Raw genomic sequence first — 19,453 nt, 5'->3', positions numbered from 1 at the left:
GTCATGGTGCGCGAAGGCGAACGCCGTGTTCACCGGGGCGCGACCGGCCGCTCGCCGCGCGATCACGCGGGGTCCGGCCGCCGTGCCGATGCGTCTATCGCGGGACGCCGTTTCGACCGGGGCGACGCGCGTCGCCCCGGATTTTTCAACGGCGGGCGGCGGCGACGAGGGCGTGGAAGAGGGGGCCGTCCTCGTCGGCCTCCGGGTGCCACTGCACGGCCAGGGCGAACGCCGCGCCGGTGACCTCGACGGCCTCGATCGTGCCGTCGTCCGACCGGGCGGTCACCTCCAGGCCGTCCGCGAGGTGGTCGATCGCCTGGTGGTGGTAGTGGGCGGGCGTCAGGTCCTCGCCGCCGTAGATCTTGGCCAACCCGGGCGAAAGCCGTACGGGGAGGCGGCCGAACGTGCCGGGGGCGGGGGAGTGGCCCGCATGGCCGACCACGTCGGGCAGATGCTGGTGGAGGGTGCCGCCGAGCGCCACGTTGAGGACCTGCAACCCCCGGCAGATGCCGAGGAACGGCAGGCCGGTCTCCATCGCCGCCGCCATCAGGCCGAACTCGGCATCATCACGAAATTTCCGGACGTAGCCGGTCTGGGGGGCGGGGGTGGAGCCGTACCGGGCGGGGTCGATGTCGCCCCCGCCCGCGATGATCAGCCCGTCCAGCCGCCCGGCCAGCTCGGCGGGCTCCCCGGCGGGCGGCAGGATGACCGGCTGCCCGCCCGCCCGCTCGACGTGCTCGACGTACATGTACGGCAGCAGCGCCGCCGGCATGTCCCACACGGTGAACTTCGCCGGCTCGACGTAGCACGTCACGCCGATCACGGGACGAGCCATCTCCGCCCCCTACAGCGGAGTGACGTACGCGCCGGAGATGCCGCCGTCGACCAGGAACTCCGAGGCGGTGATGAACGACGCGTCGTCGGAGGCGAGGAACGCGACCGCCGCGGCGATCTCCTCGGCCCGGGCGAACCGGCCGATCGGCACGTGGACGAGACGGCGCTGGGCGCGCTCGGGGTCCTTGGCGAACAGCTCACGCAGCAGCGGGGTGTCCACCGGGCCGGGGCACAGCGCGTTGACCCGGATGCCCTCGCGGGCGAACTGGACACCCAGCTCGCGGCTCATCGCGAGCACGCCGCCCTTGGAGGCGGTGTAGGAGATCTGCGAGGTGGCCGAGCCCATGACCGCGACGAACGACGCGGTGTTGATGATCGAGCCCCTGCCCTGCCGTCGCATGTAGGGAATCACGTGCTTGCAGCACAGGTAGACGCTGGTGAGGTTCACCTCCTGGACCCGGCGCCAGGCGTCGATGCCGGTCTCGAGGATGGAGTCGTCGTCCGGCGGGGAGATCCCCGCGTTGTTGAACGCGACGTCGACGCTGCCGAACTCCTCGAACGCGGTCCGGTACATCCGGGCCACGTCGTCCTCGTTCGCCACGTCGGCCTTCACGAACAGGCCGCCGACCTCTCCGGCGGCCTTCGCGCCGGCCTCCTCGTCGAGGTCGGCCACCACGACCTTGGCGCCCTCCTGGGCGAACCGGTGGGCCGTGGCCAGCCCGATGCCGCTGCCGCCGCCGGTGATGACGGCGACGCGGTCCTGCAAACGCTGCATTGATCTACTCCGTGGCGATGAAGACGTTCTTGGTCTCGGTGAAGGCGGACAGCGCGTCCGGGCCGAGCTCGCGGCCGAGGCCCGACTGCTTGAAGCCGCCGAAGGGGGTCCAGTAGCGGACGCTGGAGTGCGAGTTGACCGACAGGTTGCCCGCCTCGACGGCCCGCGCCACGCGCAGCGCCCGGCCCACGTCGCGGGTCCAGATCGACCCCGACAGCCCGTACGCCGTGTGGTTGGCGATGCGCACGGCGTGCTCCTCGTCGTCGAAGGGGACGACGGACACCACCGGGCCGAAGATCTCCTCGGTGTACGCGCGGTGGAAGGCCCCGGAACCGGGCGCGAGGGGGTCGAAGCCGGCCGGCGCCGCCAGCACGGTGGGCGCGAACCAGTAGCCGGGGCCGTCCGGGCACGACCCGGCGGCGTACACCTCCGTGTCCGTGACGAACGAGGCGACACGCTCCCGGTGCTCGGCGCTGACCAGCGGGCCCATCTGGCTCGCCGGGTCGTTCGGGTCGCCCACGGTCACCTCCCGCACGGCCTGCGACAGCCGCAGCAGGAAGTCGTCGTAGACGGAACGCTCCACCAGGATGCGCGAACGGGCGCAGCAGTCCTGGCCGGAGTTGTCGAAGACCGCCATGGGGGCCGATTCCACCGCCCGGGAGAGGTCCGCGTCGGCGAAGACGATGTTGGCGCTCTTGCCGCCCAGCTCCAGCGTCACCCGCTTGACCTGCTCGGCGGCCTTGGCGCCGATCAGCCTGCCGACCTCGGTCGAGCCGGTGAAGACGATCTTCCGTACGTCCGGGTGCTCGACGAGCCGGGCGCCGGCGACCTCACCCTCGCCGGGGACGACCTGCAGCACGCCCTCGGGCAGCCCGGCCTCCAGGGCGAGCTCGGTCAGCCGCAGCGCGGTCAGCGGGGTCCACTCGGCCGGCTTCACGATCACCGTGTTGCCGGCGGCGAGGGCCGGGGCGGCTCCCCAGGTCATGACGACCATCGGGAAGTTCCACGGCACGATGACGCCCACCACGCCCAGCGGCTCGGCGAACGTGACGTCCACCCCGCCGGGCACGGGAATCTGCTTGCCGTGGTTGCGCTCGGGCGCGCCCGCGTAGAAGTCGAGCACGTCGCGGACGTTGCCCGCCTCCCAGCGGGCGTTGCCGATCGTGTGCCCCGCGTTGGCGATCTCCAGCCGGGCCAGCTCCTCGGCGTGGTCCTCCACCACCTGCGCGAAGCGGCGCAGCAGCCGGGCCCGCTCGCCCGGGGCGACCGCCCGCCACGCGGGGAAGGCCCGGGCGGCCCGCTCGACCGTGCGGTCCACCTCGGCGGCGTCCGCCATCTCGACCTCGGCGATCACTTCCTCGGTCGCCGGATTGACTATTTTCACAGCCGTTCGAACCCCCGATAGAGCTCCCAGTCGGTGACCGCCGCGTCGAAGGCGGCCAGCTCGACCCTCGCGTTGTTGGCGTAGTGCTCGACCACGTCCTTGCCGAACACCTCCTCGGCGATCGGCGAACCCTCCCACAGCGCCAGGGCGTCGCGGAGCGTGGCCGGCACCCGCTCGGCACCGGAGTCGTAGGCGTTCCCGCCGAACGGCTCCTCCAGCTCCAGCCCGGCGTCGATGCCGCGCAGCCCCGCCGCGATCATGGCGGCGACCGCGAGGTAGGGGTTGACGTCGCCGCCGGGCACCCGGTTCTCGATCCGCAGCGAGGGGCCGTGGCCGACCAGCCGCAGCGAGCAGGTGCGGTTGTCCACGCCCCACTTGACGGCGGTGGGGGCGAAGCTCCCGGGCACGAACCGCTTGTAGGAGTTGACGTTGGGCGCGTAGAGCAGGGTCAGCTCGCGCATCGCCGCGAGCTGCCCGGCGATGAACCGCCGCCCGGTCTCCGACAGCCCGTACGGCTCGCCGCCCGCCATCACCGGTGTGCCGCCGGCGTCCCGCAGCGAGATGTGGATGTGGCAGGAGTTGCCCTCGCGCTGGTTCGGCTTGGCCATGAAGGTGACCGACCTGCCCTCCTGGGCGGCGATCTCCTTGGCGCCGTTCTTGTAGAACACGTGGTTGTCGCAGGTCGTCAGCGCGTCGGCGTACCGGAAGGCGATCTCGTGCTGGCCGAGGTTGCACTCGCCCTTGGCCGACTCGACGTACAGCCCGGCGCCCTCCATGCCGAGCCTGATCTTCCGCAGCAGCGGCTCGATGCGGGAGGTGCCGAGCAGCGAGTAGTCGACGTTGTAGAGGTTGGCCGGGGTCAGGTCGCGGTAGCCCCGCTGCCAGGCGTGCTCGTAGCTGTCGTCGTAGACGACGAACTCCAGCTCGGTGCCGACGTACGCGGTCCAGCCGCGTTCGGCGAGCCGGGCGAGCTGGCGGCGCAGGATCTGCCGGGGGGAGGCCACGACGTCCGCGCCGTCCTCCCACACCAGGTCGGCGAGCAGCAGCACGGTCCCCTCGTGCCAGGGCACCCGGCGCAGCGTCGACAGGTCCGGCCGCATCACGAAGTCGCCGTAGCCGCGATCCCAGGACGACATGGTGTAGCCGTCCACGGTGTTCATGTCGACGTCCACGGCGAGGAGGTAGTTGCAGCCCTCGGCGGCGTGGTCCAGCACCTCCTCCAGGAAGTACCGCGCCGACAGCCGCTTGCCCTGCAGCCGCCCCTGCATGTCGGTTACCGCGAGCAGGACCGTGTCCACGCGGCCCGCTTCGACGTCATCGCGGAGTCGCTCCACGCTGAGCACGGTGCCTCCCGTCCAAAAGTCTGGAATCAGACCATTGAGGGCATGCAAGCACCATGTTCCCCTCGTCGTCAACAACGTCCCTGGGGTTTAACCTCGATCGAAGGAACGGGGGGCCCGCGGCGACGGGTGGAGGGACGATGCGCATGGAGATCAGCCCGGCGGAGGCGTCCGTCTCCCGGCCCCCGGCCGCCGTCGCGTCCGGGTCGCGGCCCGCGGCCACGGGTATGACCGGGGGGATCACCGGCGTGGTGTCGCTGCTGCGGCCGGTTCGGGCGGGCAACGCGTTCGAGGAGACCGTCGAACGCCTTCTGCAGGCCATCAAGCTCGGCGTCGTGCCGCACGGCGAGAAGCTGCCGCCGGAACGCGAGCTGGCCACCCGGCTCGGCATCAGCCGGGTCACGCTGCGCGAGGCGATCCGCGCCCTGCAGGAGGCCGGCTACCTCGACGTACGGCGCGGCCGGTACGGCGGGGCCTTCGTCGTCTACCGGCCGCCGAGCCCGCGCAAGGGCGACCTGCGCAGGGCGGTCACCCGCATGGGTGAAGACGACCTCGAGGACGCGCTGACGTTCCGGATGGCCGTCGAGTGCGGGGCGGCCAGGGCCCTCGCGACCACCGAGCTGACCGAGCGGCAGCGGGAGACGCTGGACGCCCGGCTGGCCGGGGTGAACGACGCGGCCCCGGCCGACTACCGCCGGATGGACATCGCGTTCCACCTGGCGATCGCGGAGCTGACCGGCTCGCCGCTGCTGGCCGCCGCCTGCGCGGACGCCAGGCTCCGGGTGACCGACCTGCTCAACGCGATCCCCGTGCTGCGGCCCAACATCGAGCACGCGGCGGCCCAGCACGCCGCCATCGCGGCCGCGATCCTCGACGGCGACCCCGAGGCGGCCGAGCGGGCGGTGGCCGAGCACCTGGAGGGCACGGCGGCCCTGCTGCGCGGCTTCCTCGCCTGACCCACTCCCGGCCGCGTCTGGTGCCCCTCCCGCCGATCTTTGCCCCGTCGCGTCGCCCAGAGCGGCACCTCACCGCGTTGTCGCCCCACCCACAAAGCACCAATCTGGACACCGCTCCTAACGGGCAAACCTCGTCGGTCGCGGCACTAGCATCGGAGGCCGGGGGATCGCTTGATGACCGACTGGTTTCACGAACGCATCATCGAGGCGCACCGTCTGCCGCTGTTCTGCTTCTTCGTCGCGCTGCTCACGGCGTTCGTCTTCACGCGGGTGAACGTACGGCTGATCAGGGCGCGGGTGCGGTGGCTCGGCAACGTCAGCGTGGGCGAGATGCACATCCACCACGTCGTGTTCGGGGTGGTGCTCACGCTGCTCGGCGGAGTGGCCGGGCTGGTTCTGTCGGGCGTGTCCACGGGGTGGTACTCCTTCTCCTCCGCCGTGTTCGGCGTGGGCGCCGCCCTCGTGCTCGACGAGTTCGCGCTGATCCTGCACCTGCGCGACGTCTACTGGCAGGAGGAGGGCCGCACCTCCGTGGACGCGGTCTTCGTGGCGATCGCGGCCACCGGCCTGCTGCTGCTCGGGCTGCGCCCGCTCGCCTGGAACGGCGCGGACGGCGGAGGGGGCTGGACGGCCCCCGCGTTCCTCGTCGTCAACCTCGTCTTCGCCGTGGTCACCCTGCTCAAGGGGAAGATCTGGAGCGGTCTGCTGGGACTGTTCGTGCCGCCGCTGCTGTACGTGGGGGCGGTGCGGGTGGCGCGTCCCGGCTCGCCGTGGGCCCGCTGGTGCTACTCCGAGCGGGCGAGACGGCCACGGCCGCGACTGATGGCCAAGGCGGTCCACCGGGAGGAGCGCTGGCGCCGCCCGGTCATCAGAGCGAAGATCGCGGTGCAGGAGTTCGTCTCCGGCCGTCACGACCTGCCCGCGCCCGTGCTGCCCCCGCGGCGCCATCCTCGGCGGGTGGTGTCCCCGCGTCCCCGGCCGGGCGCCGACCATCCCGTGCGGCACTGGCGGTCGGGCCGCCCCCGGGCCCGCTGAGTCACCCGCCGGCACCCGTGTGCCGTTCGCGGATCTCCCCATGAGCATTTCGGCCGGTTCTGTGGGTATTTCACCCCTGTGTAAGAACTGTTGGGGGGCGGGAGGGGCGGTAATGGAGTCTCGCGAGCGGTTCGTGTTCCAACGGATGGCGGCCCAGCTCAAACGGGAGGCGGCGCTGCTCACCGGGGACCGGCTGATGGCCGCCGAGGCACGCGGTGAGGAGGCCGAGGCCGACCTGTGCCTCACGTGGTACGAGATCATGGACACCACCCGGGAGATCCGCCTGCTCTACGGGGTGCCCGGATGACGCATCGTCACGGTGGGTGCGGACGCGATACTGAGGTGGTGACCGAGTCACCCGCCTTCTCCGCGCCCCCGTTCCACCTGCGCCTCATCGAGGACGCGCGGCCCGTCCTCGACCGGTACGGCCTGCTGCTCGCCGGCGGATACGCGCTGCCGGCGCACGGATGTACGTCCCGGAAGGTCGACGACCTCACCTTCGCCACCGGCGGGGAGGCGCCGCTGGCGGAGATCGGCGCGGCGCTGGCCGAGGCGTTCCGGAGCACCGGCCTGTCGGCCGAGGTGTGCGAGGCGGGCGCCCGTATCGGCCGCGTCGTCGTCACCGACGAGATCACCGGCCAGTCGTGCGAGGTCGCCCTGCTCCGCGAGCCGCTGCGGGACCGGCCCGCCGACATCGGGCCCTGCCGGGTGGTGGGCCTGGACGACGCGGTGGGCCTCAAGGTCCGCGCCCTGCAGGACCGCGGCCTGCCGCGTGACTTCGCCGACGTCGCCTCGGTGTCCGGCCTGTACTCCTTCCGCCTGCTCGAACGGCTCGGCGCGCGGTATGACGACGAGTGGCGGGTGGAGGACTTGGTCGAGCGGCTGGAGACCGTCGACCTGCTCGCCGACGAGGCGTTCGGCGGCCTGGACGAGGAGGGCGTCGCTGTCGTGCGGCGCTTCGCGTACGCCTGGGTGGAGGACATCAAGCTGCGCCGCGTCGACGACGGCGACGCGGAGTTCGACCTCGACGTGCCGGACGTGGACTGATCCGGGACGGCTGAATCCCCGCGCGCACCGGCGTTTCCGGTGAATTAGTGTCTCCGGGAGATCGCACGCCGGGTTCGCGCGAGGGGGCTCCATGGGGACGGACGGCGACGGCCCCGGCGGTGGCCGGCCCGGGCCGGGGACGAAGGCGTCCCTGGGGGAGCGCGCCTCCTGGCGGCTGCTGCTCGACCAGGTACGCCCGCACCGGCGGGTGCTCCTGTTGGGCGGCCTGCTGAGCCTCGTCGGCAGTCTCACCGGGCTCGCCATGCCGGTCATGGCCAAGCGGGTGATCGACACGTTCGGCGAGGGTGGCGCGCTGGCCGGCCCGGTGCTCGGGCTGTCGGTCGCGGTCCTGGCCGGCGCGCTGATCTCGGCGGCCGGGCGGTTCCTGCTGGAGCGGATGGGCGAGACGATCGTGCTCGACTCCCGCCGGAGCCTGGTGGACCGCATCCTGCGGCTCACGGTCTCCGACGTGGACCGGCTCAAGCCCGGCGACCTGCTGTCGCGGGTCGGCTCCGACACCACGCTGCTGCGTGCCGTCTGCACGGACGCGCTGGCCTCACTGGTCGGCTCCGTCTTCACGTTCCTGGGCGCCGCCGTGATGATGGCGATCATGGACGGCCTGCTGCTGGTCGTCACGCTCGCCGTCGTCGCGCTGGTCGGGCTCCTGGGCGTGGTCATCGCCCCGCGCATCCGCCGCGCCTCCCTGCAGGCGCAGGTGGCGCTCGGCGAGATGGGCTCGGTGCTCGACCGCGCCCTCCAGGCGTTCCGTACGGTCAAGGCCGCCGGCGGCGAGGCGCGGGAGACCGCGGCGGTGGGCGCGGCGGCCGTCGAGGCGCGCGACCGGGGCGTGGCCGCCGCCGCGTGGACCTCGCTGGCCGGGATCGGCGCGTGGATGTCCATCCAGCTCGCGTTCCTCGCGGTGCTGGGGGTCGGCGGCGCGCGGGTGGCGGCGGGGGAGATGGAGATCTCCGCCCTGATCGCGTTCCTCATGTACCTCTTCTACCTGGTCTCCCCGATCGGCCAGATCGTCCAGAGCCTCACGCAGATCCAGAACGGCCTGGCCGCGGTGACACGCATCCAGGAGATCGCCACGCTGCCCACCGAGCCCGCCGCCGCTCCCGTGACGCGGACGGGAGGCGAGCCCGTCGGGGTGACGTTCTCCGGGGTCGTCTTCCGCTACGGCGAGGACCGGCCGGTGGTCCACCACGGTGTGACGTTCGAGGCGCCCGCCGGCGGCATGACCGCGCTGGTCGGCCCCTCGGGCGCGGGCAAGTCGACGGTGTTCGGCCTCATCGAGCGGTTCTACGAGCCGCAGGAGGGGACGATCGCCCTCGGCGGGCGGGACATCCGCGACTGGCCGCTCGGCGAGCTGCGGGCCATGCTCGGATACGTCGAGCAGGACGCCCCGGTGCTGGCCGGCACGCTCCGGGAGAACCTCGTCTTCGGCGCGCCCGGCGCGACCGGCGAGGAGATCGCGCACGCTCTCGCCCGTACGCGCCTGGACGACCTGGTCGAGCGGCTGCCCGAAGGACTGGAGACGCAGGTCGGCCATCGCGGGGTGCTGCTGTCGGGCGGCGAGCGGCAGCGGGTGGCCATCGCCAGGGCGCTGCTGCGCCGTCCCAGGCTGCTGCTGCTCGACGAGGCGACCTCCCAGCTCGACGCGGTCAACGAGATGCGGCTGCGGGAGGTCGTGGCCGAGGTGGCGCGCGAGACGACCGTCCTGGTGATCGCCCACCGGTTGTCCACCGTGACGGGGGCCGACCGGATCGTGGTGATGGAGGCCGGCCGCGTGCGGGCCTGGGGCACCCACGACGAGCTGGTCGCGGCCGACGAGCTCTATCGCGAGCTGGCCGCCACGCAGTTCCTCTCGTCCTGACCGGCGGCCCCGCGAACCTCCGCAGACGCCGATGGCGAAGCCGTGAGCAGCCCTTACACCGAGCCACAGCTTCTTTCGACCGGGGACCGGGAAGGTCGGTGGTGCGTAACCTCTCCTTCACCACCGCCCGGTTCCCGGAGCCAACGCGCGTGCGGGCGCGTCCGGGTGACACGGGTCGGAGGCGGGGCGCCCCGGCCGGTCAGGCCGGGGCGCCCCGCCGTGCTTTACCTCCCGCGTCATCGATCTTCTGACCTCGCCCGGCCAGACTCCGGTTGCCGAGACGAGACAGCGGGAGTGGACATGTTCTTCGAGACCTTCGACGGCACGCGGCTGGCCTACGAGGACTACGGGCAGGGTGAGCCGATCCTCTTCCTGGCGAGCTGGGTGCTGCACAGCGACATGTGGGAGTACCAGCTTCCGTTCTTCGTCGAGCACGGCTACCGCTGCGTGACGCTGGACCGGCGCGGGCACGGCCGCTCCGACCGCCCCTCCACGGGCTACGACCTGGACAGCCTGGCGGACGACGTGGCCGCCCTGATCGAGCACCTCGGCCTGCGCCGCGTGACGCTGGTGGGGCACTCGGCCGGGGGCGCCGAGATCGCCCGCTACCTCGCCAGGCACGGCGAGGAGCGGGTCGCCCGGGTCGCGTTCGTCTCCGCCGTGCTGCCGTTCCTCAAGCGGACCGCGGACAACTCGGAGGGCGCCCCCGAGGAGGCGCTGCGGGCGACGCTCGCCCAGTTCGCGACCGACCGGCCGAAGTGGTTCGCCCGGCAGGCGCAGGCGTGGTTCGCCACGCACCTCGGCAACGACGTGTCCCCGGCACTCGTGGACTGGACGCTCGCGCAGTGCCTGTCGGCCTCGCCGTGGGCGACGTCGCGGGTGTTCGAGGCGCTCTACCACGCCGACCACCGGGCCGGGCTGCGGGAGATCACCGTGCCCGCGCTCGTGGTGCACGGCGCCGCCGACATGTCGGCCCGGGTCGAGGTGACCGGCCGCCGTACGGCCGCCCTCGTGCCCGGGGCGGTCTACAAGGAGTACCCCACCGCCGGGCACGGCCTGTTCGTGACGCACCAGGACGCCCTGAACGACGACCTGCTGGCCTTCCTCAAGAACGGTTAGCCGGCGAGGTGGCGCATGGAGCGGACCGACCAGGCGAGGGCGGGCACCGCGAGCACCGCCATCAGGGCGAACGCGAGCGCCACGTGGCCGCCCGCGAGGTCGCCGGCGAACAGCGCCCGCCCGGCCTCGACCGCGTGGTAGAGCGGGTTGACCTGGGCGACCGTCCGCATCCACTGCGGGGCGAGCGACATCGGCAGCAGGATGCCGGTGAACAGGATCAGCGGCAGCGCGAAGAACTGCAGGATCTGCGACATGCCGTTCTCGTCCCGCACGGCCAGGGCCAGGCCGTACGAGAGGCCGGAGGCGAACAGGCCGGTCAGGGCCATGAGCAGGAGCATCAGGGCGACGCCCGGCAGGCTGGGCCGCATGCCCATGAGCAGCGCCACCACGATGATCAGCACCGCCTGCGCGACCAGCACGATCATGTCGCGCAGGGTCCGGCCGAGGACGATGGCCGGGCGGCTCGCCGGGCTCGCGGCGAGCCGTTCGAGCACCCCGGCACGGATCTCGGCGATCATGCCGAAGCCCACGAACAGCGAGCCGAACAGCGCGATCATCACCATCACGCCGGGGGTGAACATGGCGAGCGTGCGCTCGTCCGGCACGCCGGGCATCGTGTTGGCCAGCAGCGGGGCGAACAGCAGCAGATAGAGGACGGGCTGGAGGAGGCCGAACAGCGGCCAGACCGGGTTGCGGGCGGTGTTGCGTAACTCGTAGGCCAGGAACAGGCCGGTGTGCTTCAGCATCGTCGCACCTTTCGGGGGGTTCAGGCCGCGTCGCGCAGCGAGCGGCCGGTCCTGCGCAGGAAGACGTCGTCGAGCGTGGCCCGGTCGAGCGCCACGGACTCCAGGGCCAGGCCCCGCCCGGTGAGCGCGGCCAGCAGGTGCGGCAGCGCCCGCTCGCCGTCGTCCAGGTAGACGCGCAGCAGGCCGCCGTCGGCCCTGACCTCTCTCGTGTACGGCAGGCCGTCCAGCACCGGCGCCGCCTCGTCCGTGCCGGACACGCGCAGGGACACGACATCGCCGGCGATCTCGCGTTTGAGCTCGGCGGGCGTCCCGGCCGCGACGACGAGCCCGTGGTCGACGATGACCAGGCGGTCGCACAGCGCGTCGGCCTCGTCCAGGTAGTGGGTGCTGAGCAGGACGCTCGTCCCGCCGTCGCGCAGCGCCCTGATCTGCTCCCAGAGGTTGGCCCGGTTCTGCGGGTCGAGGCCGGTCGTGGGCTCGTCGAGGAACAGCAGCGGCGGCCGGTGGACCAGGCCGAGCGCGATCGCGACGCGCCGCTTCTGGCCGCCGGACAGGGTGCGGGCCGGCCGGTCGGCCAGGCCTGCCAGGTCGAAGGCCGTGAGCACCTCGTCCGTGCGCGCGGCGGCCTCGGCCGCCGCCAGGCCGTTGACCCGGGCGGCGAGCCGGAGATTGGCCCGGGGGGTGTTGTTCTCGTCGACCCCGCCGGCCTGGCCGACGTAGCCGATGCGGCGCCGCACCTGCTCGGGGGAGGTCAGCAGGTCGTGCCCGGCCACCGTCGCGGTGCCGCCGGTGGGCGCGACCAGCGTCGCCAGCATGCGGATCGTCGTGGTCTTCCCGGCGCCGTTGGGACCGAGCACGCCGACGATCTCGCCTTCGGCGACCTGGAGGTCGACTCCCCGTACGGCCTCCACCGGCGCGGCGGCGCGGCGGCCCCGGGGGCGGTAGGTCTTGCGTAATCCCCGTGCGTCAATGATCACCCTGGCTCCTCGGTTCATGGGATGTCGCCGCGCTCGATGCGGTCGACGGCCTGTTCCAGCCACTCCAGCTGCGCGCGGTACTCGGCCGCGTTCAGCTCCAGGCACTCGTCCACGTGCCGGGGGGCGCCCGCCGCGCGCTTGGCTTCGCGGGCCCGCTCGTAGCTGTCGAACGCCGCGCGCAGCCGCTCGGTCCTGTCCCGCACGGCCGCCTGCAGGTCGGCCCTGGACAGCCGGTCCATGAACGTCAGCGCGACCTGGAACGGGTCGACGATCGGCATGATCTCCGACCAGTGCTCGCGCAGCCGCCGGTCGAACTCGGCCCTGCCCTCGGGCGTGATCGCGTAGACCGTCCGCCCCCGGCCGGAGGGCCGGTCGTCGCCGACCACTTCGAGCAGGCCTTCCTGGGCCATCTTCCCGAGGGCGTGGTAGATCGAGCCGAAGGCGACGTTGGCCCAGTGCTGGGCGCCCCACAGTTCGAGCTTCTTGCGTACCTCGTAGCCGTGCAGCGGCCCGTCGAGCAGCACGCCCAGGATCAGCACCCGCGTCGATGACATATTCAAATTTGTATACAAACTTGAGTATCGTGGTCAACCGTGAACGACAGACACGAGATCCGCAGGGACGACGACGGAGCCCTGCTGGGCTACGTCCGGTGGGACGGCGAGCAGTGGGAGCCGCTGACCGTGTTCGGCTACCCCCTCGGCGCGGCCGGGCCGTACGAGCGGGCGGAGGCGGAGGTGCGGCGCACGGGGCTCGACGTGCTCAGCGGCCACTGGGAGTTCCTGGAGGACGGCGAGTGGTACCGCTGCGTGATCCTGGAGGCCGCCGCCGGCGAGGTGCGGGTGCGCCCGGCCGACCACCGCTACCCGCACCACATCTACGCCCTGCACCTGGAGCACCCGGGCCCGGCTACCCTGCGCCCGCAGCGGTGACGCCGGTGCCGGGGGAGATCGGCGGGACGCTCTAAGGTGAGGTCCATGCGACCCACGGCTTTGATCACCGGCGCCTCGCGGGGCGTGGGGGCGGCGATCGCCCGTGCCCTCGCCCCGACGCACGAGCTTCTCCTGGGCGGGCGGGACGGCACCGCGCTCGACGCCATGTGCGCCGAGCTGCCGGCGGCCCGCCCCTGGGCGGTGGAGCTCACCGAGCTCACCCCGGCCGAGGTGGAGGGGATCGACCGGCTCGACCTGCTGGTCCACAGCGCGGGCATCGCCAGGCTCGGTCACCTCGCCGACGTCCCGGCCGAGGTCTGGCGGCGGACGATGGAGGTCAACGTCATCGCGGTCGCCGAGCTGACCCGGCTGCTGCTGCCCGCGCTGCGCGCGGCCCGGGGGCACGTCGTGCTGATCAACTCAGGCGCCGGGCAGCGGGCCAATCCCAACTGGGGCGCCTACGCCGCCAGCAAGTTCGCCCTCCGCGCGTACGCGGACGTGCTGCGCGAGGAGGAGAACGCCCACGGCGTGCGCGTCACCACCGTCTTTCCGGGGCGGGTGGACACGGATATGCAAAGGGACGTCCGTGCCCAGGAGGAGGGGCCGTACGAGCCGGGAAGGTATCTGGAGGCGGAATCGGTGGCGCGGGCCGTGCTGGCCGCGGTGACGGCCACGCCCGACGCCCACGTCACCGAGATCACCGTACGGCCGGCGGCGGGACCGACCCGCTGACGGCCGCGCGAGGCGCGGGGACGCACGTTCGACAGCAGTGGCAGCACCGCCACGCCGCCCACCTGGAGGACCGGTGCACGTGAATTACTGGTGCGAGATGGCGTGGCTGTCGCCGGGCGAGGTCGTCGAGAGCGTCGTCGTCGGCGTCGAGGGCCGCCGCATCGCGCAGATCAGGCCCGAGGCGCCGCCTCCCCCCGGAGCCGTACGGCTGGCCGGGCTGACCCTGCCCGGCCTGGCCAACTGTCATTCGCACGCCTTCCACCGCGCGCTGCGCGGTCACACCCAGGCCGGTCGCGGCAGCTTCTGGACCTGGCGTGAGCGGATGTACGCGGCCGCCGAGGCGCTCGACCCGGACCGCTACCTCGCCCTGGCCACCGCGACGTACGCCGAGATGGCGCTCGCCGGGATCACCACCGTGGCCGAGTTCCACTACCTGCACCACGGCCCCGGGGGCAGGCCGTACGCGGACCCGAACGCGATGGGCCGAGCGCTGGTCGAGGCGGCCAAGCGAGCCGGGCTGCGCATCACCCTGCTCGACACCTGTTATCTGACCGGGGGCATCGGCGAGGCACTCACCGGCACCCAGCTGCGCTTCGGCGACGGGGACGCGGAACGCTGGGCGGCCAGGGCCGACGAGCTCGCCCGGGTCTACGAGGGGGAGGAGGACGTCGAGATCGGCGCGGCCATCCACTCCGTGCGTGCGGTGCCGCCCGAGCAGATGCACGTCGTCGTCGACTTCGCCCACCGGCACACCGGGCCTCTGCACGCGCACGTGTCGGAGCAGCGGGCCGAGAACGAGGCGTGCGTGGAGGTCTACTCGGCCACGCCCGTCCAGGTGCTGCACGACCACGGCGTGCTGGGGCCGCGCTCGACCGCGGTGCACGCCACCCATCTGTCCGACGTGGACGTGGCGCTGCTCGGCGGCTCCACCACCCACGTGTGCATGTGCCCCACCACCGAACGCGACCTCGCCGACGGCGTCGGCCCCGCTCGCAGGCTCCTGGAGGCCGGGGCGCCGGTCACACTCGGCACCGACAGCCAGGCGGTCATCGACCTGTTCGAGGAGGCGCGGGCGGTGGAGCTGGACGAGCGGCTGGTCACGGGCGAGCGCGGGCACTGGCCCGCCGCGCAGCTCCTGCACGCCGCGACCGCCGCCGGTCAGGCGTCGCTGGGTTTCCCCGACGCGGGGTGCCTGGTGCCCGGTGCCTGGGCCGACCTCGTCTCCGTGCGGCTCGACTCGGTCCGTACGGCCGGCGCGACGAAGGTCTCGGCGGTGGAGTCGGTGGTGTTCGCCGCCACCGCCCCCGACGTGCACTCGGTGGTCGCCGGCGGGCGGCGGATCGTGGAGGACGGGCGGCACGTGCTCGGCGACGCAGGGGCGCTGCTGCGCGACGCGCTCGCGCCGCTGCACCGGTGAGGTTTGCGCCCTTCGCGGGGTGGCGAGGATCAGGAGACGTGGGGCCGAGCGGCATGACATCAGTCGTTTTCACGGACATCGGGCTGCTGTACACGGCGGACCCCGAGCGCGAGGAGATCGAGGACGCCGCGCTGGTCGCGGAGAACGGCGTGGTCCGGTGGATCGGCCGCTCCGCCGACGCCCCGCCCGCCGACGAGCGGGTCGACGTGGAGGGGCGGGCCGTCATCCCGGGCTTCGTGGACAGCCACGCGCACCTGGTCTTCGCCGGCGACCGCACCGGGGAGTTCGCCGCGCGGATGGCCGGCCGGCCCTACACCGCGGGCGGCATCCGCTCGACCGTCGCCGCGACCAGGAAGGCCACCGTCCCCGAGCTCGTGGAGACGACCGCGCTGCTGGTCGCGGAGATGACCATGCAGGGCACGACGACGTTCGAGATCAAGAGCGGGTACGGCCTCACGGTCGAGGACGAGCGCCGCAGCCTGGAGATCGCCCGCCAGTTCACCGAGGAGACGACGTTCCTCGGGGCGCACGTCGTGCCGCCGGAGACGACCGCCGACGACTACGTCCGGCTCGTGACCGGCCCGATGCTGGAGGCGTGCGCGCCGTACGCCAAATGGGTGGACGTGTTCTGCGAGCGCGGCGCGTTCGGCGAGGAGCACAGCAGGGAGGTGCTCGCGGCGGGACGCAAGGCCGGGCTGCGGATCCGGGTCCACGCCAACCAGCTGGGCGAGGGCCCCGGGGTGCGGCTGGCCTGCGAGATGGGGGCGGCCTCCGCCGACCACTGCACCCATCTCACCGAGGCCGACGTGGACGCGCTCGCCGCGAGCGGGGTGGTCGCCACCCTGCTGCCGGGCGCGGAGTTCTCCACCAGGTCGCCGTACCCGGACGCGCGGCGGCTGCTCGACGCGGGCGTCACCGTGGCGCTGGCGACCGACTGCAATCCGGGCTCCTCCTTCACCACCTCGATGCCGTTCTGCGTCGCCCTGGCCGTACGCGAGATGGGCATGACGCCGCTGGAGGCCGTGCGGGCGGCGACCCGCGGGGGCGCGTGGGCGCTGCGGCGCACCGACGTGGGCACCCTGTGCGTGGGCTCCCGCGCGGACCTCGTCATCCTGGAGGCCCCGTCGTACGTCCACCTGGCGTACCGGCCGGGGGTGCCGCTGGCGGCGCAGGTCTGGCGGATGGGACGCCGCCTCGTTTGAGCCCGCCGGACCTGGGTAATCGCCTTTTCTCCCGGCCCCGCATCCTCCTTGGGGAGGAAAACGAAACCATTCCCGGGTCGTATTCGTTTGGGGAATCTTTGCCTCGGACCGGCCGTTGACCGGGTCAGGAGCAGGAAGCCGGGGGCCGTGCCGAGCGGGGCGGACACGCCCGGTTCGCCGGCTCAAATATTGCATATCGCGGCGGCGGAACGAGGTGCCATCGGATGGCGACGGGGAATCGGACGCAGGAACAGCATGTCTCTGACCGGGATCTGCTGGGGACGTATCTGGCCGAGATCGGCCGCGTCCCGCTGCTGACCGCGGAGCAGGAGGTCGAGCTGGCCAAGCGCATCGAGGCGGGGCTGTTCGCCGAGCAGTTGCTCGACAGCGGGCGGCGCGAGCCGAAGATCGCGGACGCGACCGACGAGGAGCTGGAGCGCATCGCGATCTCGGGGCGGCGGGCGAAGGACGAGTTCATCCAGGCCAACCTACGTCTGGTGGTGGCGGTCGCGCGGAAGTACTCCGGCCGGGGAATGCCGCTGATCGACCTGGTGCAGGAGGGCAACCTCGGGCTGGTCCGGGCGGTGGAGAAGTTCGACTACCGCAGGGGGTACAAGTTCTCGACCTACGCCACCTGGTGGATCCGGCAGTCGGTGGGCCGCTCGATCCACGAGCAGGCGCGGCCGGTGCGCCTGCCCACCCACGCGGGTGAGCAGATGACGCGGCTCATGCGGGTGCGCAGGGACATGCTGGCGGAGTTCGACGCCGAGCCGACCGACGCCGACCTCGCCGCGGTGCTCGACCTGCCGATCGAGCGGGTGCAGGAGCTGCGCCGCTGGGCCTCCGACCCGGTCTCCCTCCAGCTCGGCGTGGGCGACGAGGACGAGACCGAGCTCGGTGACATGATCGCCGACGAGACCTGGGCGGATCCCGAGCAGCAGGCCATGGCCACGCTGGAGAAGGAGCGCCTGGAGCAGTGGCTGACCGGCCTGGAGGGCCAGATGCGCGAGATGCTGCGCTGGCGGTACGGCCTGGTGGACGGCCGCGAGCACACCCTCACCGAGGTGGGGGAGCGCTACGGCATCGGCCGCGACCGCGCCCGGCGCATCGAGCGCGACGCGTTGGTGCGGCTGCGCAAGATGGCCAGCGCCGCGTAGTCCGCGGCCCCGGTGGTGGCCGGTCCCCCCGGCCGTGACGACGCGCACCCCTTGGGGGTGCGCGTTTTGTCGTTCTGAGCACGTCCGAAACCCGCCCGAAACACGTCGGTGGCGAGATTCACACATGTGAAACACGCATGGTCGTGGGCTGAAACGGCGGAAGAACACGCTGTCGCCAACGTCAGTGCGCCAGCCGGCCAATGGTGACCCCGAGCGAAGCCACTGAGGGAGTGATAACCGGCCACACGCCAATTGTAAGGAGGGCCGCGTCGGTGAAGATCGATACCGGCACCACCGCCTGGATGATCACAGCAACCGCACTGGTGCTGCTGATGACGCCCGGGCTCGCGTTCTTCTACGGGGGCATGACCAGGGCGAAGAGCGTCCTGAACATGATGATGATGTCGTTCGTCAGCATCATCACCGTCACCATGGCCTGGGTCCTGTACGGCCACTCGCTGGCCTTCGACGCCTTCGGCGACGGGGACAACTGGGTCAACAAGCTCATCGGCGGCGGGGACGCCGTGGGCCTGCAGAGCCTCATCGACACGACCACCAATGACGACGGCACCGGTATGCCGAGTCTGGTGTTCTCGGCCTTCCAGCTCACCTTCGCGATCATCACCGTGGCCCTCATCAGCGGCGCCATCGCCGACCGGGCGAAGTTCGGCGCGTGGGTCGTCTTCGGCCTCGCCTGGGCGACGCTCGTCTACTTCCCGGTCGCCCACTGGGTCTGGGGCGGCGGCTGGCTGGCGAACCTCGGCATCGAGGACTTCGCCGGAGGCACGGTCGTCCACGTCAACGCCGGCGCCGCGGGCCTCGCGCTCGCGTTCGTGCTGGGCAAGCGCACCGGGTGGCGCAAGGACCCGATGCGGCCGCACAACCTGACCCTGGTGCTGCTCGGCGTGGGCCTGCTGTGGTTCGGCTGGTTCGGCTTCAACGCCGGGTCCGAGCTCGCCGTCGACGGCACCGCCGGCCTCGCCTTCATGAACACCCAGGTCGCCACGGCCGCCGCGGCCGGCGCCTGGATCCTCGTGGAGAAGCTGCGCGACGGCCACTCCACCACCCTCGGCGTCGCCTCCGGCGCCGTCGCCGGCCTGGTCGCCATCACCCCCGCCTGTGGCTTCGTCGACCCGTGGGCGGCGCTCGTGCTCGGCCTCGTGGCCGGCGCGGTCTGCGCGTACGCCGTGGGCCTGAAGTACCGCCTCGGCTTCGACGACTCGCTCGACGTGGTCGGCGTCCACCTGGTCGGCGGCGCGATCGGCGCGGTCTCCCTCGGTCTCATCGCCCGCTACCCCTTCGCCGACGGCCAGAACGAGGGCCTCATCTACGGCGGCCCGATCTCGCAGCTCGGCGTCCAGGCGCTCGGCCCTGTCGCGGTCGGCCTCTACTCCTTCATCATGGCCTATGTGATCGGGAAGATCATCGACAAGACGATGGGCTTCCGGATCGACCAGGAGGACGAGGTCACCGGCATCGACATCACCACCCACGCCGAGACCGGGTACGACCTCGGCACCGTCCACTCCTCGGGAGTGGCCTCCGTCAACGGGCCCGTGCCCGCGCCTGCGAAGAAGGTCGACGCATGAAACTCATCACCGCAGTCATCAAGCCGTTCAAACTGGACGACGTGAAGGCCGCCCTGGAGCAGTTCGGCATCAAGGGCATGACGGTCTCGGAGGCCAGCGGCTACGGCCGGCAGCGCGGCCACACCGAGGTCTACCGCGGCGCCGAGTACCAGGTCGACCTGGTGCCCAAGGTCCGGGTCGAGGTGCTCGCCGAGGAGGACGACGCCGAGGACGTCATCGACGTCATCGTCAAGGCGGCCCAGACCGGCAAGATCGGTGACGGCAAGGTCTGGTCGGTCCCGGTGGACACGGTCGTACGGGTCCGCACCGGGGAGCGCGGGCCGGAGGCGCTGTAA

At 72.2% G+C, this 19,453-nt stretch carries 20 protein-coding genes; 13 read left to right on the top strand and 7 right to left on the bottom strand.

Annotated features, from left to right (window positions below; translation table 11 throughout):
* Positions 1 to 145: 145 nt before the first annotated feature.
* The 4 genes from HHX30_RS11900 to HHX30_RS11885 are packed head-to-tail and all read right to left on the bottom strand — an operon-like array spanning position 146 to position 4,327.
* Complete coding sequence (locus tag HHX30_RS11900) at positions 146 to 835, bottom strand: gamma-glutamyl-gamma-aminobutyrate hydrolase family protein (protein ID WP_169981962.1); 690 nt, start codon at positions 833 to 835, stop codon at positions 146 to 148.
* A 9-nt stretch (positions 836 to 844) separates the two neighbouring features.
* A complete protein-coding gene (locus tag HHX30_RS11895; protein WP_169981961.1) occupies positions 845 to 1,609 on the bottom strand; it encodes a 3-oxoacyl-ACP reductase in 765 nt (254 codons plus the stop codon).
* Between the two features lie 4 nt (positions 1,610 to 1,613).
* Positions 1,614 to 2,945, bottom strand: a complete 1,332-nt coding sequence (locus HHX30_RS11890; protein ID WP_249349966.1) for an aldehyde dehydrogenase — start codon at positions 2,943 to 2,945, stop codon at positions 1,614 to 1,616.
* A 44-nt stretch (positions 2,946 to 2,989) separates the two neighbouring features.
* The gene (locus HHX30_RS11885; protein ID WP_311922331.1) at positions 2,990 to 4,327 is read right to left on the bottom strand and encodes a glutamine synthetase family protein; all 1,338 of its coding nucleotides are present in this window, start codon (positions 4,325 to 4,327) and stop codon (positions 2,990 to 2,992) included.
* 233 nt (positions 4,328 to 4,560) lie between these two features.
* Between HHX30_RS11885 and HHX30_RS11880 the strand changes: the two genes are divergently transcribed.
* From HHX30_RS11880 to HHX30_RS11855, 6 genes are all read left to right on the top strand, one after another.
* Complete coding sequence (locus tag HHX30_RS11880; RefSeq protein WP_169982199.1) at positions 4,561 to 5,289, top strand: FadR/GntR family transcriptional regulator; 729 nt, start codon at positions 4,561 to 4,563, stop codon at positions 5,287 to 5,289.
* A 174-nt stretch (positions 5,290 to 5,463) separates the two neighbouring features.
* Positions 5,464 to 6,324 carry a hypothetical protein gene (locus HHX30_RS11875; protein WP_169981958.1) on the top strand — a complete coding sequence of 287 codons (861 nt, stop codon included), beginning with the start codon at positions 5,464 to 5,466 and terminating at the stop codon, positions 6,322 to 6,324.
* A gap of 112 nt (positions 6,325 to 6,436) precedes the next feature.
* A complete protein-coding gene (locus HHX30_RS11870) occupies positions 6,437 to 6,631 on the top strand; it encodes a hypothetical protein (RefSeq protein WP_169981957.1) in 195 nt (64 codons plus the stop codon).
* A 38-nt stretch (positions 6,632 to 6,669) separates the two neighbouring features.
* Positions 6,670 to 7,371 (top strand): hypothetical protein, encoded by a 702-nt coding sequence (locus HHX30_RS11865; protein ID WP_311922330.1) that lies wholly within the window; start codon positions 6,670 to 6,672, stop codon positions 7,369 to 7,371.
* Between the two features lie 91 nt (positions 7,372 to 7,462).
* Positions 7,463 to 9,247 carry an ABC transporter ATP-binding protein gene (locus HHX30_RS11860; protein WP_169981956.1) on the top strand — a complete coding sequence of 595 codons (1,785 nt, stop codon included), beginning with the start codon at positions 7,463 to 7,465 and terminating at the stop codon, positions 9,245 to 9,247.
* A gap of 300 nt (positions 9,248 to 9,547) precedes the next feature.
* Positions 9,548 to 10,366, top strand: a complete 819-nt coding sequence (locus HHX30_RS11855) for an alpha/beta fold hydrolase (RefSeq protein WP_169981955.1) — start codon at positions 9,548 to 9,550, stop codon at positions 10,364 to 10,366.
* Here HHX30_RS11855 and HHX30_RS11850 read toward each other — a convergent pair.
* The 3 genes from HHX30_RS11850 to HHX30_RS11840 are packed head-to-tail and all read right to left on the bottom strand — an operon-like array spanning position 10,363 to position 12,643.
* Entirely contained in the window at positions 10,363 to 11,112 is a 750-nt protein-coding gene (locus tag HHX30_RS11850) for an ABC transporter permease (protein ID WP_169981954.1), read from the bottom strand. The two genes, HHX30_RS11855 and HHX30_RS11850, sit on opposite strands and share 4 nt — an antisense overlap.
* A 20-nt stretch (positions 11,113 to 11,132) precedes the next feature.
* A complete protein-coding gene (locus HHX30_RS11845; protein WP_169982197.1) occupies positions 11,133 to 12,086 on the bottom strand; it encodes an ATP-binding cassette domain-containing protein in 954 nt (317 codons plus the stop codon).
* 17 nt (positions 12,087 to 12,103) lie between these two features.
* A complete protein-coding gene (locus tag HHX30_RS11840) occupies positions 12,104 to 12,643 on the bottom strand; it encodes a PadR family transcriptional regulator (protein ID WP_169981953.1) in 540 nt (179 codons plus the stop codon).
* A gap of 39 nt (positions 12,644 to 12,682) precedes the next feature.
* Between HHX30_RS11840 and HHX30_RS11835 the strand changes: the two genes are divergently transcribed.
* The 7 genes from HHX30_RS11835 to HHX30_RS11805 all read left to right on the top strand — a co-directional run bounded on the left by HHX30_RS11835 (position 12,683) and on the right by HHX30_RS11805 (position 19,453).
* Positions 12,683 to 13,021 carry a hypothetical protein gene (locus tag HHX30_RS11835; RefSeq protein ID WP_169981952.1) on the top strand — a complete coding sequence of 113 codons (339 nt, stop codon included), beginning with the start codon at positions 12,683 to 12,685 and terminating at the stop codon, positions 13,019 to 13,021.
* A 45-nt stretch (positions 13,022 to 13,066) separates the two neighbouring features.
* The gene (locus HHX30_RS11830) at positions 13,067 to 13,753 is read left to right on the top strand and encodes an SDR family oxidoreductase (protein WP_169981951.1); all 687 of its coding nucleotides are present in this window, start codon (positions 13,067 to 13,069) and stop codon (positions 13,751 to 13,753) included.
* A gap of 73 nt (positions 13,754 to 13,826) precedes the next feature.
* On the top strand, positions 13,827 to 15,170 hold the full coding sequence (locus tag HHX30_RS11825; protein WP_169981950.1) for a formimidoylglutamate deiminase: 1,344 nt from the start codon (positions 13,827 to 13,829) through the stop codon (positions 15,168 to 15,170).
* A gap of 53 nt (positions 15,171 to 15,223) precedes the next feature.
* Entirely contained in the window at positions 15,224 to 16,372 is a 1,149-nt protein-coding gene (hutI, locus tag HHX30_RS11820) for an imidazolonepropionase (RefSeq protein ID WP_169981949.1), read from the top strand.
* A 224-nt stretch (positions 16,373 to 16,596) separates the two neighbouring features.
* The gene (locus tag HHX30_RS11815) at positions 16,597 to 17,529 is read left to right on the top strand and encodes an RNA polymerase sigma factor RpoD/SigA (RefSeq protein WP_169981948.1); all 933 of its coding nucleotides are present in this window, start codon (positions 16,597 to 16,599) and stop codon (positions 17,527 to 17,529) included.
* Between the two features lie 272 nt (positions 17,530 to 17,801).
* On the top strand, positions 17,802 to 19,118 hold the full coding sequence (locus HHX30_RS11810; protein WP_169981947.1) for an ammonium transporter: 1,317 nt from the start codon (positions 17,802 to 17,804) through the stop codon (positions 19,116 to 19,118).
* Complete coding sequence (locus HHX30_RS11805) at positions 19,115 to 19,453, top strand: P-II family nitrogen regulator (RefSeq protein ID WP_030510869.1); 339 nt, start codon at positions 19,115 to 19,117, stop codon at positions 19,451 to 19,453. The genes HHX30_RS11810 and HHX30_RS11805 overlap by 4 nt, the downstream gene beginning before the upstream one ends.

Origin of the sequence: Microbispora sp. H10836 (assembly GCF_012999525.1) — a bacterium.
In the GTDB taxonomy this organism is placed as follows: Bacteria; Actinomycetota; Actinomycetes; order Streptosporangiales; family Streptosporangiaceae; genus Microbispora.
Note: the sequence above shows the minus strand (reverse complement) of the source record. Positions and strands in the feature narration are given on the sequence as shown.

Excerpts from the sequence above, each read along its gene's own strand:
- HHX30_RS11900 (WP_169981962.1), bottom strand. The coding sequence starts at position 835 with ATGGCTCGTCCCGTGATCGGCGTGACGTGCTACGTCGAGCCGGCGAAG.
- HHX30_RS11895 (WP_169981961.1), bottom strand. The coding sequence starts at position 1,609 with ATGCAGCGTTTGCAGGACCGCGTCGCCGTCATCACCGGCGGCGGCAGC.
- HHX30_RS11890 (WP_249349966.1), bottom strand. The coding sequence starts at position 2,945 with ATGGCGGACGCCGCCGAGGTGGACCGCACGGTCGAGCGGGCCGCCCGG.
- HHX30_RS11880 (WP_169982199.1), top strand. The coding sequence starts at position 4,561 with ATGACCGGGGGGATCACCGGCGTGGTGTCGCTGCTGCGGCCGGTTCGG.
- HHX30_RS11875 (WP_169981958.1), top strand. The coding sequence starts at position 5,464 with ATGACCGACTGGTTTCACGAACGCATCATCGAGGCGCACCGTCTGCCG.
- HHX30_RS11870 (WP_169981957.1), top strand. The coding sequence starts at position 6,437 with ATGGAGTCTCGCGAGCGGTTCGTGTTCCAACGGATGGCGGCCCAGCTC.
- HHX30_RS11860 (WP_169981956.1), top strand. The coding sequence starts at position 7,463 with ATGGGGACGGACGGCGACGGCCCCGGCGGTGGCCGGCCCGGGCCGGGG.
- HHX30_RS11855 (WP_169981955.1), top strand. The coding sequence starts at position 9,548 with ATGTTCTTCGAGACCTTCGACGGCACGCGGCTGGCCTACGAGGACTAC.
- HHX30_RS11850 (WP_169981954.1), bottom strand. The coding sequence starts at position 11,112 with ATGCTGAAGCACACCGGCCTGTTCCTGGCCTACGAGTTACGCAACACC.
- HHX30_RS11840 (WP_169981953.1), bottom strand. The coding sequence starts at position 12,643 with ATGTCATCGACGCGGGTGCTGATCCTGGGCGTGCTGCTCGACGGGCCG.
- HHX30_RS11830 (WP_169981951.1), top strand. The coding sequence starts at position 13,067 with ATGCGACCCACGGCTTTGATCACCGGCGCCTCGCGGGGCGTGGGGGCG.
- hutI (WP_169981949.1), top strand. The coding sequence starts at position 15,224 with ATGACATCAGTCGTTTTCACGGACATCGGGCTGCTGTACACGGCGGAC.
- HHX30_RS11815 (WP_169981948.1), top strand. The coding sequence starts at position 16,597 with ATGGCGACGGGGAATCGGACGCAGGAACAGCATGTCTCTGACCGGGAT.
- HHX30_RS11805 (WP_030510869.1), top strand. The coding sequence starts at position 19,115 with ATGAAACTCATCACCGCAGTCATCAAGCCGTTCAAACTGGACGACGTG.